At 42.7% G+C, this 17518-nt stretch carries 14 protein-coding genes; 3 read left to right on the top strand and 11 right to left on the bottom strand.

Annotated features, from left to right (window positions below; genetic code table 11):
- Positions 1 to 19: 19 nt before the first annotated feature.
- From LDO37_RS02840 to LDO37_RS02790, 11 genes are all read right to left on the bottom strand, one after another.
- Positions 20 to 466, bottom strand: a complete 447-nt coding sequence (locus tag LDO37_RS02840) for a hypothetical protein (RefSeq protein ID WP_126607996.1) — start codon at positions 464 to 466, stop codon at positions 20 to 22.
- A gap of 14 nt (positions 467 to 480) precedes the next feature.
- Complete coding sequence (locus LDO37_RS02835) at positions 481 to 1704, bottom strand: type II secretion system F family protein (RefSeq protein WP_126607997.1); 1224 nt, start codon at positions 1702 to 1704, stop codon at positions 481 to 483.
- A 9-nt stretch (positions 1705 to 1713) separates the two neighbouring features.
- Positions 1714 to 3441 carry a GspE/PulE family protein gene (locus tag LDO37_RS02830; RefSeq protein ID WP_126607998.1) on the bottom strand — a complete coding sequence of 576 codons (1728 nt, stop codon included), beginning with the start codon at positions 3439 to 3441 and terminating at the stop codon, positions 1714 to 1716.
- Positions 3431 to 4708, bottom strand: a complete 1278-nt coding sequence (locus LDO37_RS02825) for a tetratricopeptide repeat protein (RefSeq protein ID WP_126607999.1) — start codon at positions 4706 to 4708, stop codon at positions 3431 to 3433. Before LDO37_RS02825 ends, LDO37_RS02830 begins: the two co-directional genes overlap by 11 nt.
- Entirely contained in the window at positions 4705 to 5550 is an 846-nt protein-coding gene (locus LDO37_RS02820; RefSeq protein ID WP_126608000.1) for an ExeA family protein, read from the bottom strand. The genes LDO37_RS02825 and LDO37_RS02820 overlap by 4 nt, the downstream gene beginning before the upstream one ends.
- Before the next feature lie 2 nt (positions 5551 to 5552).
- The gene (gene mshL / locus LDO37_RS02815) at positions 5553 to 7202 is read right to left on the bottom strand and encodes a pilus (MSHA type) biogenesis protein MshL (protein ID WP_126608001.1); all 1650 of its coding nucleotides are present in this window, start codon (positions 7200 to 7202) and stop codon (positions 5553 to 5555) included.
- Between the two features lie 15 nt (positions 7203 to 7217).
- A complete protein-coding gene (locus LDO37_RS02810) occupies positions 7218 to 7547 on the bottom strand; it encodes an MSHA biogenesis protein MshK (RefSeq protein WP_126608002.1) in 330 nt (109 codons plus the stop codon).
- The gene (gene pilO, locus LDO37_RS02805) at positions 7540 to 8184 is read right to left on the bottom strand and encodes a type 4a pilus biogenesis protein PilO (RefSeq protein WP_126608003.1); all 645 of its coding nucleotides are present in this window, start codon (positions 8182 to 8184) and stop codon (positions 7540 to 7542) included. Before pilO ends, LDO37_RS02810 begins: the two co-directional genes overlap by 8 nt.
- The gene (locus LDO37_RS02800; RefSeq protein WP_126608004.1) at positions 8184 to 9614 is read right to left on the bottom strand and encodes an MSHA biogenesis protein MshI; all 1431 of its coding nucleotides are present in this window, start codon (positions 9612 to 9614) and stop codon (positions 8184 to 8186) included. Before LDO37_RS02800 ends, pilO begins: the two co-directional genes overlap by 1 nt.
- A 10-nt stretch (positions 9615 to 9624) precedes the next feature.
- Positions 9625 to 11610, bottom strand: a complete 1986-nt coding sequence (gene csrD, locus LDO37_RS02795) for an RNase E specificity factor CsrD (RefSeq protein WP_126608005.1) — start codon at positions 11608 to 11610, stop codon at positions 9625 to 9627.
- 274 nt (positions 11611 to 11884) lie between these two features.
- On the bottom strand, positions 11885 to 12439 hold the full coding sequence (locus tag LDO37_RS02790) for a single-stranded DNA-binding protein (protein WP_126608006.1): 555 nt from the start codon (positions 12437 to 12439) through the stop codon (positions 11885 to 11887).
- A gap of 452 nt (positions 12440 to 12891) precedes the next feature.
- Between LDO37_RS02790 and LDO37_RS02785 the strand changes: the two genes are divergently transcribed.
- From LDO37_RS02785 to uvrA, 3 genes are all read left to right on the top strand, one after another.
- The gene (locus LDO37_RS02785) at positions 12892 to 13551 is read left to right on the top strand and encodes a LuxR C-terminal-related transcriptional regulator (RefSeq protein WP_224056043.1); all 660 of its coding nucleotides are present in this window, start codon (positions 12892 to 12894) and stop codon (positions 13549 to 13551) included.
- Positions 13552 to 13642: 91 nt separating this feature from the next.
- Positions 13643 to 14512, top strand: coding sequence for a UTP--glucose-1-phosphate uridylyltransferase GalU (galU, locus tag LDO37_RS02780; RefSeq protein ID WP_126610325.1), 870 nt, complete (start codon positions 13643 to 13645; stop codon positions 14510 to 14512).
- A gap of 127 nt (positions 14513 to 14639) precedes the next feature.
- Complete coding sequence (uvrA, locus tag LDO37_RS02775; protein ID WP_126610323.1) at positions 14640 to 17462, top strand: excinuclease ABC subunit UvrA; 2823 nt, start codon at positions 14640 to 14642, stop codon at positions 17460 to 17462.
- Positions 17463 to 17518 lie beyond the last annotated feature (56 nt).

Genomic DNA, 17518 nt, shown 5'->3' with positions numbered 1-17518 from the left:
ATTTAGGTAATTTAACTGCCTATTTTATAGTACTTATTGAGAGCTTCTTCTCATTCAAAACCAAGTCCAGCACCATTTCTTCATTAAATTTATATCGACAATGGTATGTTGGATATCCAGAAAGCATTTGTGTTTCTGGTGCTGCTAGATAGGTACTTCCCAACCTAGGGTACAATGTTTCTAGCCACCATTTGCAGTTCACTTCATTACCATGCAAAGGTAATACCCATCCGTTATCATCTAGCTGAACTTTTTTACCTTCGTACTCAATAAAACTTGGTTGCTTACTGATAACCCATTGCTGTCTATAGGCATTTGCGCGTTCTGTAATTTGGTTCTCCAGCATCAAAAAAGTGGTACCAGAAGCTTCATCGTCAATTTTTTGCCAATTGAAAGCCAAAGTGGCAAGCAAAATGCCAACTAAAAACATCCAAATGGCTATTGCAGGAACAGCTTTTCCCTCCATGTTAATGCACCCAACTATTTTTGAATTGCATCCAACATGCCCCACATTGGCAAGAAAATCCCCATAGCTAAAATCAAAACCATACCCGCTACAATAGTCAGCAGTAGTGGTTCTATTCTTGCCGTTAATGTTTTCAGGTCGTAGTCCACTTCACGATCGTAGAAATCTGAAACTTCAAGTAATAGCTCATCTATTCGACCTGTTTCTTCTCCGACAGAAATCATCTGTATTACCAAAGGTGTAAAAATTTGACTCTGAATTGCCGTTGACGACACTGTACTTCCCGCTTCAATTGCCGATTTCATTTCCAAAATTCTAAGCTCTAAAAATCGATTTCCTAGAGCTTCGCCTGACAAAGCTAAAGACTGATTTAACGGTACTCCGGATTTCAACATAAGTGCGAAAGTTCTTGAAAATCGTGATAACTGAGCACGATTCACAATATCTCCTACAATTGGGAGCCTTAATCTAAATTTATCCCACTTTTCTCTACCATCGGGTGTCCCAATCCAAGCTTTCATGCCAAACAAAAATGCAAGAAAGGCGACAACTAACCATACCCAATAATTGACAAAAAAGTTGGATGTACTGATCAAAATCCTTGTAGGTAAAGGTAAATCCACACCAAACTTAGCAAACATTGATGTGAACTGCGGAATTACTTTAACATTCAACACTATCATTGCAATTGAAATAAAACTCAATACAAAAATAGGGTATCTCATCGCCGTTTTTATTCTTTTCCGTGTTTCCAACTCTTGTTCATAATATTGAGAAAGCTGCAACAAGGCTTGATCTAAACGCCCCGTATTTTCACCAACATTGATCATTGAAATAAACAATGGGCTGAATACTTTGGGGTATTGCTGCATGGACGAAGACAAGTTTCGACCATTAGTCAATTCATTCCCGACATCTTCCAAAGCCTGTTTGAGTTGCTTATTCCCACAGTTTTGAACCAACCCTTTGATGGCTCTTAAAATGGGCACTCCCGCTTTCGTCAGGCTATACAGTTGTCGGCAAAATATAACGAACACTTCCAACGGAATCGACGGTGTAAAGAGAGCGGAAACATCGAATCCAGCACCACCTTCTGCACTTTTTCCTTTACTTATCGAGGTTGGTATTACCCCTTTGTTTATCAATGCCTCGGCTGCGAGCTCTTCAGTAGGCGCATCAACCTGTCCTGCCACCTTACTGCCTTGTAAATCTCTGCCTTGGTACTGATACGTTGCCATGCCGTAACCTTAGAGCAGAATCGGTTCAATGGTCGCTGAAGAGTCGCCTTCACCGAGATTCATAACTTCATCTAGACTCACCACACCTTTTAATGCGAGTTCCATAGCAGAAGCCAGTAACGGTTTATATCCCGCAGCTCTACGTGCTTGCTTTGCAAACTCGACTGCATCTCCTGAACGAAGTGCGTCCATCATATGCTGTTCAAGCTCGAGTAACTCAAAGACCCCTACTCGACCTCGATACCCTGTTAAATTGCAGTTTTGACACCCTCGCCCTTTAAAGAAAGTGGCATCGGCTTGGTTTGGGAATCGGCTTCCAAGCCATTGCTTTCGAGACTCATCTACATCATCGTGAGTGCTACAGTCTGGGCAAATCTTTCGTACTAACCTTTGAGCCAAAACCGCTCTTACCGCACTGGCGACCAAGTAGCCGGGTGCCCCCATATCCATCATACGCAGTGCACTGTCGATAGCATCGTTTGTGTGTAAGGTGCTTAATACTAAGTGACCTGTTAATGCAGCTCTTAACCCAATCTCCACCGTTTCTTGGTCACGCATCTCCCCCACCAATATAATGTCGGGATCTTGACGCAAGAATGTTCTTAAAATCTTAGAGAATCCGAGGTCAATCTTGGTGTTTACTTGAACTTGGTTAACGCGTTCAAGCCGATACTCAACGGGATCTTCCGCTGTTATGATTTTCTTGCCTGGTTCATTTAATTCGGAAAGCGCACCATAAAGCGTGGTTGTTTTACCAGAACCCGTCGGCCCAGTAACGAGGATCATGCCATGAGGGCGTCGGAGCTGTTTTCGCAATCTCAGCAATAAATCTTCAGGTAAGCCCGATTCATCGAGTTTTCTAACGCCAGCAGATTGGTTGAGCAGTCGCATAACCACCGATTCGCCATGCTGAACGGGCATCGTGGACATACGAATATCTACAGACTGACCTTTCACGCGAATATTGAAACGACCATCTTGAGGTAAGCGTTTCTCTGAAATATCCAGATTCGCCATCAATTTGAGCCTCAACACGAGTGCTGACGCAATATTAACCTCATTCAGCAGTGTTTCATGAAGCACACCATCAACGCGCTGTCTAAGTCTTAGTACATTTGAATCCGGTTCAATGTGAATATCGGATGCGCCAACTTGAATGGCATCTTCAAACAGAGAGTTAACCAGTTTTACAACTGTAACCTCTTCACTGTCTTCATCGTCTCCAAAAGAAAAATCAAACGTATCACTCACCTGGTGCTCAGCTTGAAGCTGCTCAGCAAACGAGGCAATTTCTTTTGTTCGGCGATAGTATCGGTCAAAGCCTTCTACTAACTGCTTTTCTGGCGCGATGACAAAATCAAGCGCGTATTGTTGAAGCTGGCTTAACAGCGATTCTTGAGCAAATAAATCAGCGGGATCACTCATCGCAACACGCAATGTGTCACCCTGACGACCAACAACTAACGCTCTCAATCGACGAGCATGCACCTCTGGTAGTATTTGAACGGCATCAACATCCACATTCGCCCGACTTAGATCGATTAGCGGCACGTTAAGCTGCTGCGACAGGAAGGTCAGCATTTGCGTTTCAGTTAAGAACCCAAGCTGTATTAAAGTATCACCAAGCTTTCTGCCTGTACTCTTTTGGTGACCTAAGGCTTCTTCGACTTGATGTTCTGAGATGATGCCTTCTTCAACTAACAAATCACCAAGACGTTTACGTAGTTTAATCTGCATTTGAAGACGCCTCTCTGTCATTGATATAAGCAATACGCTCACGAATAAAACTGTTGGTCTGTGCCGACAAACCTACTCGATTAAGTGCTTTCTGATATGAGGCCTTTGCTTGAGAATATTGAGCACTGCGCTCTTGCTGTATTCCAAGCCCTAACCACCACTTGCCATTGTCCTTATCTCTTCTCACTAGCATTTGGTAACTTTCAAGTGCAATCGGGTAATTTTTGAGTTGTTGTGCTAAACCCGCTCGAGCCGCGAGGTAATCTTGCTCGGGGTTAGGTGGCAAATGCTCAAGCACCCCCAAAGCGGCCTCATTGATGCCTTCTTTTACCAATATATTCATTGCTGCAAGCCTCAGCACTTGGCTATCTCGGTTCAGCACGATGCCTTTTTGTAATACCTCTAAAGATTGACGTACATTGCCACGCCCATAATAAAGTGCCGCCAATTTTTTACGTACCACTTCATCTTTAGGAACGTAGCGCAAAGCTGATTGATACCCTTTTATTGCACCATCAAAATCATTGGCATCTAACGATTTTTTTGCCCTAGACAACGATTTATCCGCTAGCTGCTGAGGAGTAAGTTCAACTTGCTGAATCGCCATTTCACCATCTGTTATGGGTTGTGGCGGTAGCTCGAACGTATCTGTTTCTGCTATTGAAGAGGCATTTGCCAATTGAACTTTAGGTGCTTTTTCAGTCTTCACTTCTTTCTTTGAAGTCAATTGTTTTTGAGGTGTAATCGCATTCTTAGAAGCAACAGCTGTTGGAGCTTCTGCTTTTTTAATAATTTGTTTTTTCTCAGCCTTAACAACCTGTTCTGCTATCGGCTTAGGCGCAGATTTTGGTTCGCCAATGCTTTTTTCTGATTCGTTACTTGCGACTTGAACAGCATCAGATACTGCTGAGCTTATTAAAGCTTCAGGATCTTCCACAGCCTGATCTTGGTATATGTTAGCCACCGACTCAGAAACTGTTTGCTGAGTTGGCGAAGCAACCTCCATGGTAACCACCGTGGTCACAGGTTTCGCCGAGTCAGAGGCGTTATCAAGATTGCGCTTTTCAGGAATTTGAGCTATTTCTTGCTCACTGGTAGATTGACTCAAAGTAAACCAAGATCCCCCAGCAATCAGTAGGGCGATAAATAAGACTGCCCAAATAGCTTGCGGACGTTTTTTAACGGGAGAAACATCAACCTTTTCAATACGCCCTGAAGGCGACTTCTTGTCTGACATTTCGGATAATGCTTTATTGATAACGCTCATGACACGCCCCATCCCCATAGAAATGGCTTTTTAAAGCGGGGCTTGACTGTATCTAGCGTATCGTTAATCGCATTATAGACGTGCTCCATATGGATATGAGTCGCGTTAGCCGTAAATGCTAACAAGAGTGCCTTATGGCAAACTTGGTTAATTAAGCGTGGAACACCGCGCGACGCTTTCCAAATCGCTTTTTTGACTTTTGCATCAAACAGATTAACGTTTCCACCGCTCACCTGAACGCGATGATCGATATACGCAAAGGCTTCCTCAATAGAAAGCGGTCTTAATGTCGCACTAAAGGAAATACGTTGACGCAACTGTCTAAGGTGGTGGTGCTCTAATCGCGCATCAAGCTCGGGCTGCCCTAGCAAAACAATCTGCATCAGCTTAGCTTGTTCCGTTTCAAGGTTTCCAAACAATCGGATCGCTTCGAGGGCTTCATCACTGAGGCCTTGTGCTTCATCGATCAGTGCCACAACACGCTTCCCGTTCAGGTGCAATTTTAATAATTGCGCTTGAATATCATCGACCAAGCTATCGCTATCTCGAATTTTGACTTCAAGCTCTTTTGCGATAGCTATTTTTAGCTCTTCACCTGTGAGCTGTGGGTTAGGTAGGTACACCAACGAAACTTCATCAACTAACTGGTTAATGAGCATCCGGCACACCATGGTTTTCCCTGTGCCCACTTCTCCAGATACTTTTATAACGCCTTCACCCATGTCGATAGCAGACAAAACGGTTTGGATCGCCTCGTAATGCGGCACTAACCCCTGAAATAATTCAGTATTGGGGGTTAGCGAGAAAGGCGCTTGTTTAAATCCAAAAAATGTCTGATACATAATTATTCTTCAGGGAACCACTCTTGTAATAAGTCTCGTGAACGTTCTAATTCTTGCTGCCATGTATTCACGCCGACCACGGTTGGTCTTAGCAAAATTACTAACTCTGTTTTTTGAGTAAGCTTGGTCACGTTTCGGAATAAATGCCCCAAGCCTGGAACATCGCCTAAGAAGGGTACTTTGGAGACTTGATCAACGGTGTTTGACTTCATCAAGCCACCGATTACGACAACATCACCATCTCGTGCTCTAATGACCGAGTCCGATTCACGAATCGAGCTCTTTGCTAGAGGGACTTCGTATTTTTTACCTTCAAGGTTGATGACTTTTGTCTGCGTTTGCACATCAATTACCGCAGGGTGCACATGAAGAAGAACAAAGCCATCATCATCGATTTGCGGTGTTACATCCAAAGAGATACCAGAGAAAAATGGCGTTAGCTCTATGTCTGGCGCAACATTCGCGTTATCACCGCTGCCGACCACACTAGAGATATCGGTGACGAAATACTCATCCGACCCTACCTTTATCACGGCTTTTTGGTTATTCGCTGCGGTAACCCGTGGACTTGATAAGACATTGAGATCACCTTGTGTGCCAACAAAACTCAACACACCCTTGAAATCACCATTCTGTATGGTGACGTTGGTTTGACCGCCTAAAAGTGAGCCAATGGCGTCAAGCCCCGGTAAAGCAGGTGTACTTCCATCAGCAGGAATTAGCCCCCGCCCGATGGAAACACTCGCATTACCAAATGTTGATGTTAGATTGCTCCAATTAATCCCTTGCTGGTAGCTATCAGATAGCGTGACCTCAAGGATCTTCGCTTCCAATATCACTTGTCGCTGCATCCGCTGCTGCGACACACCAAGGAATTGCCTTATCTCTCTTATTTCGTCAGGGTATGCTCGAATCGTTAATACACTAGCTTGAGGTGAAACAACCACACTACGGCCATCCCCTGTACCAATGAGTGTTTGTGCGGCTTTTTCTAGTTGAACCCAAAAGTCACTTTCACTGATGGTTTCTATTTCGGTACCACCAGTAGGAGAGGTACTACTTGTTGTAGAACGCGAATCCCCCGAGTCTGAGGAACTTGATTTAGTTGTCGAACTGGATCCACTCCCGCCATCTTTACTGGTAATAGAACCAGTTGTAATGGAGGTAAGTGAACGCCCTAAGCGTTTAAATTGAAGGTAGTCGATTGGAATAGTTTCGGTACGCAAGCCAGCCGGGTAAACCTGAATAAGCTTTCCACTTTGGACGACTTCAAAGCCGTAAAGATCACGAACCACTTTAAGCACTTCGTCTAACGTTACGTCAGTCAGATTAACGGTAATACGCCCCGCAACATCAGGGTGGATCGCCGCGCTGTAGTCCGTCCCTTTAACAAGGCTTGCAAAGAAGGTTTTTGCCTCGACACCATTGGCTTGCACTCGAAAGCGCTTCAAGGTTGGAGAAGCCGCAAACTCTTCGTTTGCTAGCTCAGGCATCAAATCAGCCTGAACGGATGCAGGAAGCTCATCTAAGCTTTTACTACTCGCTTCATTGATCACTTCATTAAGCGCTTCTTTAACCTCGACAGGCTCCCGGTGCCCCATGGAGCAAGCCGTTAGTGACGCGATGATGGCTACTACTACAATATTACGCATAATGTCTATGAAACCTTAGTGTTTAATGTCAGAGGGAAATAGCTCTAGTCGCCATTTTTTCCCGCTCTTTATCAAATCTACAAATTCTGGTTCGATCCTGTTGGCCAGATACCCTTGAATGTACTTCCCTTTTTCTACAACTTTATCATTTAAGATGGCATAGCAAGTCGCACCTTCTGCACAAATAATGGATTGCAGTGTCGGTACTGGTGCGACGGCTTTTTTCTTAATCTGTTTCTGTGTTGTTGTCTTTGGTGCTTGCCAACCAAGTGGAGCGGTAGGATCTTGGTTAGCGTACCCGAAAGAGCTAAATATTATGGCTAAAGCTAAAAAAATTCTAACCACCGATAAACTCCTGTCCTGTACCTAATGTATAGACAATAAGAACCAAACGTGCTGACGGGTAATCTTCAACTTGATATTGATAGCTGCGCCAAAAATACGTAGTGGGCATACTCTCAAGTTCAATTAAATAATTTTTTATATCAAAGTATCGACCTGTAATTTCAATTTTTACAGGATGAATGTAGTAGCCTACTGCTTGAGAACTTCCACCAGCGATAATGGGTTCAGCAGGCAGAGAGTTCAGACTTTCTAATTTTAGCCCTTTACTACTAACGAGTACATTTTCCAACAACTCAGCCATTTGGCTTGGAGTAACTAAAGATTCAACCAACAACTCCAAACGCTCGGATAACTGTTGGCTGTGTTTTTTTAAACGAGCAAGCTCTTCGTCGACCTCTTTGTTTGGATCCGTTCTAAGCTGTTTATTGACCGTTGCTATTAGATCTTTGGTTGTTTTTATGGACTGTGTTAAAGAAGAGTACTCACTGTTTTGAGAAGCTTTGACTTTGAATGACGGCTCCAAAAAGAACGTCAATATGATGAAGAAGATCGCGACCCATCCACCAGCCGTAATTAACCATTTCTCTCGGCTAGAAAGAGCTGAAAACTTCTCACTTAAATCTTGAAGAAGTGCCACTACTCACCCCCTCTTTTTGCTTGCAGTTCAAATGTCACTATATCGTCGTCATTTCTACCAATATTGAGCTGCTCAAAATTACGACCGACTAAATCTAACTCATTTCTAAATTGTTTAATCCAGCCAGGAACTGCACTTGGCGTTCGGGGTAAACCTGATACATTCAGTGTGTTCTGGCTAATGGTTATTTGGCTAAGTGATATATCATTTCTACCTAACCGAGATAATGCACTCATGATACCCGAGTAACCCACTTGCTTTTGATTATCAAACTGCCCGACCGCATTAAGAGAAGCTTCTTTTGCTTTTATCTCTTTTTCGATTCTAACCACGGCGTCCAGTTTATTTGGGGAGGGTTTATGCTCACCCAACATAGTTTTCAGTTCAGATAACTGAGTTTTAAGTACCTTAGATTGATCTGACAAACGTGTAATTTTCGTTTTTTCATTACGAATCTGATATTCATTGAATCCGTAGTAGCTCAGCATGACTAATCCAACAATCAACCAGCTTGCAGCCACAACAGGCAAGGTAAAGAATTCTTTTTTTGGCTTTAGGTGTTCTGGGTATAGGTTGACATGGTATTGGGCGCCAAGAGCGTAGTGAGAAAGTACTTCCCCACAACGCTTGTCTTCATCCATTAACGTTCCGACTTTGACACTTAACCTTTCTTCCAATGCAGAAGTCAGTTCTTCATCAACTTCATCATCGCAACATATAAACAGTTTATGGAACTGTGCCTGTTTGATTTGAGAGCTGAGATAATCGATCGAACGTTGCATTTCGAGTGCAAGTCCATCAATTTGCAGGCTACTTGCTTGAGGACCCGTAAGTGGGGCTGACACTCCGCGAATGGTCCTGTGAAAGCATATATCTCTGCCAACGTAAGCATTGATTTTAAAATTGCTGTGTGCACTTTGATGGAGTAATAAAAAATCTTCTGCTTGCTGGTGAGTCTGCCCCCAAACTTCATCTTCGGGTAAAATTCGGTCTAACTCTACTTGGCTTTTTTCTAATATAGCCAGCAGTGGAGTGAGTACTCTCTTGCTCAGTACGTATGCTTGGATCTTATTGCTGTTAGGTAATGCAATGCCATCCGCAACGATGTCTGATACTCGTTCAGCGATAAGATCTTTAAGTAAAAAAGGAAGGGCGACCGACCATTCTTCTTCGGGCAATTCAGGTCGTTCTATTTGATAAGTTTGATAATGATGAGAACCTAAAACAATAACGATACTGGAATTCGCATATTGTTCTTCAGCCAAAAGCTTGAGAAGTGTTTTCTCCCAACCTTTCTCTTTTACTGAGAATGATTCTACATTATTGTCAAATGAGCAGTAAACGGCATCTTCAAGGAGAGCGATACTCACCTTTTTCGTACTGGAACTTTTTCCTTTCAAGCGTTCTAGCAAAGAAACCATTTTATTCATTAGTTACTGCTCATATTTTCTGTCGCCATCGATTTCTGCGACCAATTTTAACCTTTGATGCAAGACGCTTAGGAAAGAGCAGCTCTTCTTTTTCGAAAAACCGACCTTGTCCCCCGTCAATACCCAAATTTTGTAAAGCCATCCACTCAGAACTATTTTCGACCCCAACAGCAATAACTTTAGTTTTACTGTCCATGCAAGCGCCAATTAAACTTCTTATGAACAACTGATTTTCTTGTCTTTGGTCTATTTTTTTTATCAAACTGCGATGCAATTTAAGATAGTCAACATCCAAATCTTTTATGTAATGTATACTTGCAATTGTCCTGCCAGCTTGGTGGACTATAATTTTGCATCCCAATCCAGAAATCATACGAATAACTGGGCGCATATAATCTAAATTTTTTACCAAACTACTTTCAGAAAATTCAAAGCTAATGCTCTTTCGTATTTCACTTGGCAGTTGTAATAGCTCATCTCGTAGCCAACGTGTGTAGAGTTTTTCTTTAAATGGAAGCGCATTTATATTTAAAGAATAACATATTCTTTCGTTTTTCGTCTTTAACCAGTCAAGAATTTCTTGAATTACAACACGATCCATGGCTGTTTCATAACCAACTTGTTCGATAGCTGCCATAAATCGAGAGGCTTTTATAATTGCACCACTTTCATCTTTCAATCTTAGAAACAATTCATGATGTAATAATTCTTCTTGTTGATTCTCTCTTATAAAGCAAGGTTGTGAATATATTTGTATATTAGACGAGCAAAGTGTTTTGTCGAACAATGTCCTCCAACGGACATTTCCTCTGGCAATATCTTTCTTTTGCTTTTTATCAAACCGAGACCAATTATTCGCTGGCTCTATTTGTGCTGTTTTCAGTGCCGTTTCAGCTTCATCTAATATATAGCCACGCCTTTCCCCTTCAGAATATAAACTTGCGCCGATATGACACCAATTATCAGGAGATAATGGCGAAAGTGGCTCTATTTTGGAAATCTGCTTAATAACTTGGCTACAAAGTGCTTCTATTTCTTTGCTGCCTTGATGAGGAACCAAAATGGCAAAGTCAGACTCGTAATAGCGTGAGAAAATAACATCCGGAAAGCGCTGAACAATGTTTGACAAGCTTTGCCCGACTTCAATAGTAAATTCATCGACGGAAACCTTATCGTTGAATGAGATAACATCATCCCAAGCTTTGATTCTAAATAATACAATCCCGCCGTATGATCCCGCTTCTTGTAAACTTGCCTCTAACTTTGAGTCAAAGAGTACCCGATTAGCAGCGCCTGTAAGTTGGTCTAAAAAAGTATGTGTGCGAATAAAGGTATCAAAGCGGCTACGCTCTTGGCGCGAATCTCTTAACTCTTCGATTAACTTATCTAACGCCTCACTTGCGGTGAAAGGCCACTCTCGCAGATCACCTTTGGCAAATTCTTGTGTTTTGCCTGCTAAGATCATTCGCCCTCTTTCTTCTAACAGTTCAGAGCCATATAGCTGCTCTTTCAGCCACTTAATGCCTTGTATTAAGCAAAAAACAATCAATAAAACCGCTAGCGTAATCGAAGACATTGCGCCAACAGAATACTCAAGCCCAACATAAGGTGGTAATACTGTAAATTGAATCTGGTAGCCGGAGTGATGTTGTAGCGGATAAGTGAGTTGTTGAGCGCGTTCTACTTGCAAAAATGAGCGAGTATCTTTGTAGTGATACATCGAGCCTGATGGCGAGGTAACGTCCATTTCAAGTACATTGCTTGCCTGCAGTAGCTTTGGCAGCCATTTAGCCATAGATTCTGCTGCTTCAGGGTTATCCAGTTCAGAATCAACGACGTCTGCAATACCTGAAATATAGTGGTGGACATATTCCTGTCCTATTCGCTTGAACGAAAGGGTCCCACCAATAAAAAGGATGAACATTGCGCTGACGACGATCATGGTTACGAATGCAACCAATCGAGTACTTAATTTGAGCGTGGGGGTGTATCGCATTGTCAGGCGAATTCCTTTTCTTGCTAGTTCAAGTAAGACTTCCTGGCTCTATTGAACGAGTAACACGAAGTTTCATTTCCTAAGAATCGCACAATCGATATCATGCCCAAGTAGCCTAATACCTTGAGGTTACTTGGGTATATTGTGAATAGGGAATGGATGATACACAAGTTATTCGATGAAAAACCTAAACAAAAGCCGCGAAAAATCGCGGCTTTGTTGAATATTACGAAATGCTCAAAGACTGAGATTCGTTTTATTCTTCTGAAAATTTCTAAAATGGAATATCGTCATCGAAATCCATTGGCGGCTCATTGTATTGAGGTTGAGCCTGTTGAGGCGCTTGTTGTTGCGGCTGTGACTGTTGTTGCGCAGCTGGTTGTTGATAAGACTGCTGCTGTTGCGCTGGCTGTTGTGGCTGCCCCCAACCTCCTTGCTGCTGTCCCATGCCTTGACTAGGAGCACCCTGCCCTTGCTGACGACCGCCAAGCAATTGCAACTCTCCACTTGGCCATCTCACAACCACTTCGGTTGTATATCGTTCCTGACCTTGTTGGTCCTGCCACTTACGAGTTTGCAATTGACCTTCAACGTATACCTGTGTTCCTTTTCGAGCATATTCACCGACAAACTCTGCTGTTTTACCAAACACAGAAACTCGATGCCATTCTGTTTTTTCACGCTGCTCACCAGTAGCTTTGTCTCTCCATGTTTCAGAAGTAGCTAAAGTAATATTAACCATAGCATCGCCACTGGGCATATAACGAACTTCAGGGTCTTGACCTAAATTTCCCACTAAAATAACTTTATTGATTCCACGGCTAGCCATGTTTTGCTCCGTCTAAAATTCACTTCGACTAAAATTTAACGCTCAAGGATACCATGATATCAGCAATGCTCAAATCAAGACCTACATACTAAAATTATAGGTCCAAGTTACCTCTTGAGTTAGAGTCTTTCAACTAGGAGCAACTTGAGTGTCAACGTTATTGTATACGATCATCATGGCAGATAAGTACATGAAATCGCAATAAGATATTAGATCATCCTACTCTTTTTTAAGTGCTGTCTAATTTCATATCACTATTATAAATATCAATTACTTAAAATATTATCCTCTGCGTTTCTATTTTGGGATGCTCTACAAGAAACGAAGCCAGCAACCGCCATTTTTGCTTTATAAAAAATGATTGATAAATTATTTTTGAACGTTAGATATTCAAACTATTTTATAATTTTGATGAATACTTCATCGTGCACCTTTTGGCCGTGGATTCAAACATGAACGAAAAACCGCTATCACCTGCTATTTTCTTGGTTTCTGATAACAGCCAAGGTCACACGTTTCTTTCAAAGACTTTGCTACCAAAACTCTCCAATAAGATAGGTGAGGAAGCGAAAGCTGTTACAGCAAAAGATGTGCATTGCCTTGATGAAACAATTACCCCTCTTCTTTTCCTAATTGATACAACTCAGATTTGGGATGATGCCATACTTCAAGAAGCGCTTTTTAACTTCCCTCAAAAGGTTTACACCATATTGTTGAATGTTGAAAAGAAAATGACGCTCTCTGAAATACTGAAGTGGCGCTGCCTTTATGGCTATTTCTTAAAAACAGACTCACAAAATGATATCTGTAAGGGTGTCGAGTGCATCACAAATGGTCAAAGTTGGTTACCAAGAGACACGATGACTCAAATGGTGGATTACTATCAAACCGCCATGCTCAGTCACAAGCCCGCTTTTGATGTTGAGTTAACCCGCAGAGAACTTGATGTTCTGCAAAGCCTGAAAACTGGCGCTTCCAACATGGAGATTGCTGATGAGCTTTTTATCAGTGAGCACACTATAAAATCACACCTATATAATATTTTTAAGAAACTGGATGTTAAAAATCGAATTCAAGCAATGGCGTGGGCTAAGCAGCATTTGTCTTCTTAAAAATGTTCAACTTTTACAGTTCGATTCGCACAGCGACCATGGTAGAGTTAGGCACAATTTTAGGAACCAAATAATTCAATTAGGATAGATTATGATTAAAAAGTGTTTGTTCCCTGCAGCTGGCTACGGTACGCGCTTCTTACCTGCAACAAAATCGATGCCCAAAGAAATGATGCCAATCGTGAGTAAACCACTCATCGAGTACGGCGTAGAAGAAGCGATCGAAGCAGGCATGGATGGCATGTGCATTGTGACTGGTCGCGGTAAGCACTCCATCATGGATCATTTCGACAAAAATTATGAGCTTGAGCACCAAATAAACGGCACCAATAAAGAAGAATTGCTGGTCGATATTCGGAACGTGATTGAGTCGGCTCACTTCACATACATTCGCCAACGCGAAATGAAAGGCTTGGGGCACGCAATCTTAACTGGTAAAGAGTTGGTTGGTGACAACCCATTCGCCGTTGTGCTTGCCGATGACCTTTGTGTAAACGAATCGCAAGGTGTTCTGGCGCAAATGGTTGCCCTTTACAAGCAATTTCGCTGCTCAATTGTCGCAGTACAAGAAGTACCAGAAGATGAAACTCATAAATACGGTGTCATTTCTGGTGAAATGATCAAAGACGATCTATTCCGTGTTGATGATATGGTGGAAAAACCAGAAGCAGGCACAGCGCCAAGTAACTTAGCCATCATTGGACGCTATATTCTAACACCTGACATCTTCGAATTGATTGAACAAACAGAGCCAGGCAAAGGCGGAGAAATTCAAATTACCGACGCCCTTTTAAAGCAAGCGAAAGCAGGCTGTGTTCTAGCGTATAAGTTTAAAGGCAAAAGATTTGACTGTGGCAGCGTTGAAGGATACATCGAAGCGACCAACTACTGCTTTGAGAACCTTTACCAAAAAGACAAAAAGAAAACAGAGTTAGATAAGCACTCGACTCACAAAGCGTAACGTCTTCTTTGCTGGATGAAGTAACGGTATCTAAGTTGAACACTGTTATTTTATCCAGTATTTTTCCTTTGCACAAAAATAAGTCTATGTAATACTTGTGGCTATCAATTACACAAGAGCATAGCAGATGGACACCATTGATGTACGTGGCGCCAGAACCCACAACCTCAAAGACATAAACCTCACTATTCCACGAGACAAGTTAATTGTCATAACTGGGCTTTCTGGCTCAGGTAAGTCTTCTTTAGCCTTTGATACTCTTTATGCGGAAGGGCAACGCCGCTATGTCGAGTCTTTATCAGCCTATGCTCGCCAGTTTCTTTCATTGATGGAAAAACCGGATGTTGACCATATTGAAGGTTTATCCCCTGCCATCTCTATTGAGCAAAAATCGACATCTCACAACCCAAGATCGACCGTAGGTACGATTACTGAGGTATACGATTATCTTCGACTTTTGTACGCTCGTGTAGGTGAACCTCGCTGCCCTGAGCACAAAACACCATTGGCTGCTCAAACGGTTAGCCAGATGGTCGACAAGGTACTGGAACTGCCTGAAGGCTGTAAAATGATGTTGCTTGCCCCTATAGTTAAAGAACGAAAAGGGGAGCATGTTAAGACGTTAGAAAATTTAGCGGCACAGGGCTTTATTCGAGCACGAATTGATGGCGATATTTGCGATCTTTCTGATCCTCCAACTTTGGAGCTTCATAAAAAACACACAATAGAAGTTGTTGTAGATAGGTTTAAGGTACGGGGCGATCTTCAGCAACGTTTAGCGGAGTCGTTTGAAACAGCATTAGAACTGTCTGGTGGTATAGCCTCTGTATGCGATATGGATGACTCATCCAAGCAAGACATCATTTTTTCTGCCAATTTCGCCTGTTCGCACTGCGGCTATAGCATGCAAGAGCTCGAACCAAGGCTGTTTTCATTTAACAACCCTGCGGGCGCATGCCCTACCTGTGATGGCTTAGGTGTACAGCAGTTTTTTGATCCTAGTCGAATCATCGTTGACGCATCACTAAGTCTAGCGGATGGCGCAATTCGAGGCTGGGATAGGAAAAATTATTACTACTATCAAATGCTAGGGTCTGTTGCGGATCATTACGGGTTTGACCTAGAAACACCTTTCGATAAATTGCCGAAAAAATTTCAAGATGTCGTACTTCGTGGCTCTGGACGAACTCAAATTGAATTTACATACATCAATGATCGAGGCGATAGCCGAACCAAGAAGCACCCATTTGAAGGGATTCTCAATACACTAGAACGCCGATACAGAGATACTGAATCCAACTCAGTTCGTGAAGAGCTTTCCAAATACATTTCAACCAAGTCTTGTGGTTCCTGTGGTGGTACTAGACTTCGCACTGAAGCACGTAATGTATTCATCGAGGATACGCCATTACCTGCCGTTGCTGAAATGAGCATCAACGATGCAATGTCGTTTTTTCAAAACCTAGAGTTAACAGGTCAAAAAGCTAAGATCGCCGAAAAGGTGATGAAAGAGATCAACGACCGACTGCACTTTCTCGTCAATGTTGGTCTTAACTACCTCAATCTTTCTCGAAGCGCCGAGACTTTATCAGGTGGTGAAGCTCAAAGAATCAGATTGGCTAGCCAAATCGGTGCTGGTTTAGTTGGCGTTATGTACGTTCTGGATGAACCCTCCATCGGTCTTCACCAGCGAGATAATGAAAGGCTGTTAAAAACACTGATACATTTAAGAGATTTGGGTAACACTGTTTTGGTTGTCGAGCACGACGAAGATGCAATACGCTGTGCTGACCATGTCATTGATATCGGTCCTGGCGCTGGCGTTCATGGAGGCGAAGTGGTTGCAGAAGGTGATATGCAAGCCATTCTCGACAATCCGAACTCTCTTACAGGTCAGTACCTCAGCGGAGCAAAGTCCATTGTGGTTCCTAAAGATCGTACGCCAATGGATCCGAAAAAAGTGGTTGAACTGCTTGGTGCATCTGGAAACAACCTTAGGGATGTCGATTTATCTATTCCAGTGGGGCTATTCACTTGTATTACGGGTGTATCGGGCTCAGGTAAATCCACCTTAATCAATGACACCTTTTACAAGATTGCACAAACTCAGCTTAATGGTGCCAGCATTGCGACTCCAGCACCTTACAAAAAAGTAGTTGGGCTTGAACATTTCGACAAAGTCATCGATATCGATCAAAGCCCAATAGGTCGAACACCACGTTCAAACCCAGCAACTTACACCGGTATTTTCACACCTATTCGTGAGCTCTTTGCTGGTACGCAAGAATCACGTGCTCGAGGATATAAACCCGGTCGCTTCAGCTTTAACGTCCGTGGCGGGCGCTGTGAAGCTTGTCAGGGCGATGGGGTAATTAAAGTTGAAATGCACTTCTTGCCTGATGTCTATGTTCCTTGTGATGTTTGTACCGGGAAACGCTACAACCGAGAAACATTAGAAGTTCGATACAAAGGAAAAACCATCGATGAAGTGTTGGAAATGACAGTCGAAGATGCGCGTGAATTCTTTGACCCCGTGCCGGTTATTGCAAGAAAGCTTCAAACATTAATGGATGTCGGTTTGTCTTACATTCGACTTGGTCAGGCGGCAACCACTCTATCAGGCGGTGAAGCTCAAAGAGTCAAATTGGCAAGAGAGCTCTCTAAACGAGATACAGGTAAAACACTTTACATTCTTGATGAACCGACAACGGGTCTGCATTTCCATGATATTCAGCAGTTGCTGACGGTATTACACCGCCTGAGGGATCACGGGAATACCGTTGTGGTTATCGAACATAATTTGGATGTTGTCAAAACCGCAGATTGGGTCGTCGATCTAGGGCCAGAAGGTGGACAAGGTGGCGGTGAAATTATTGCGCAAGGAACTCCGGAGGAAGTCGCAAAAGTTAAAGGCTCTCATACGGCTCGCTTCTTAAAACCTATGCTTTGAAACGAAAAGTGATAGTATCACTCAACGGTCTGGTTTCAGACCGTTGAAATCTATTG

The organism is Vibrio penaeicida, from assembly GCF_019977755.1.
Classification (GTDB): domain Bacteria; phylum Pseudomonadota; class Gammaproteobacteria; order Enterobacterales; family Vibrionaceae; genus Vibrio; species Vibrio penaeicida.
The sequence above is the reverse complement of the archived record's forward strand: the minus strand, read 5'-3'. Positions and strand labels throughout refer to the sequence as shown.

Coding starts and splice junctions, on each gene's coding strand:
- LDO37_RS02840 (WP_126607996.1), bottom strand. CDS start 466: ATGGAGGGAAAAGCTGTTCCTGCAATAGCCATTTGGATGTTTTTAGTT.
- LDO37_RS02835 (WP_126607997.1), bottom strand. CDS start 1,704: ATGGCAACGTATCAGTACCAAGGCAGAGATTTACAAGGCAGTAAGGTG.
- LDO37_RS02830 (WP_126607998.1), bottom strand. CDS start 3,441: ATGCAGATTAAACTACGTAAACGTCTTGGTGATTTGTTAGTTGAAGAA.
- LDO37_RS02825 (WP_126607999.1), bottom strand. CDS start 4,708: ATGAGCGTTATCAATAAAGCATTATCCGAAATGTCAGACAAGAAGTCG.
- LDO37_RS02820 (WP_126608000.1), bottom strand. CDS start 5,550: ATGTATCAGACATTTTTTGGATTTAAACAAGCGCCTTTCTCGCTAACC.
- mshL (WP_126608001.1), bottom strand. CDS start 7,202: ATGCGTAATATTGTAGTAGTAGCCATCATCGCGTCACTAACGGCTTGC.
- LDO37_RS02800 (WP_126608004.1), bottom strand. CDS start 9,614: ATGAATAAAATGGTTTCTTTGCTAGAACGCTTGAAAGGAAAAAGTTCC.
- csrD (WP_126608005.1), bottom strand. CDS start 11,610: ATGCGATACACCCCCACGCTCAAATTAAGTACTCGATTGGTTGCATTC.
- LDO37_RS02790 (WP_126608006.1), bottom strand. CDS start 12,439: ATGGCTAGCCGTGGAATCAATAAAGTTATTTTAGTGGGAAATTTAGGT.
- LDO37_RS02785 (WP_224056043.1), top strand. CDS start 12,892: ATGAACGAAAAACCGCTATCACCTGCTATTTTCTTGGTTTCTGATAAC.
- galU (WP_126610325.1), top strand. CDS start 13,643: ATGATTAAAAAGTGTTTGTTCCCTGCAGCTGGCTACGGTACGCGCTTC.
- uvrA (WP_126610323.1), top strand. CDS start 14,640: ATGGACACCATTGATGTACGTGGCGCCAGAACCCACAACCTCAAAGAC.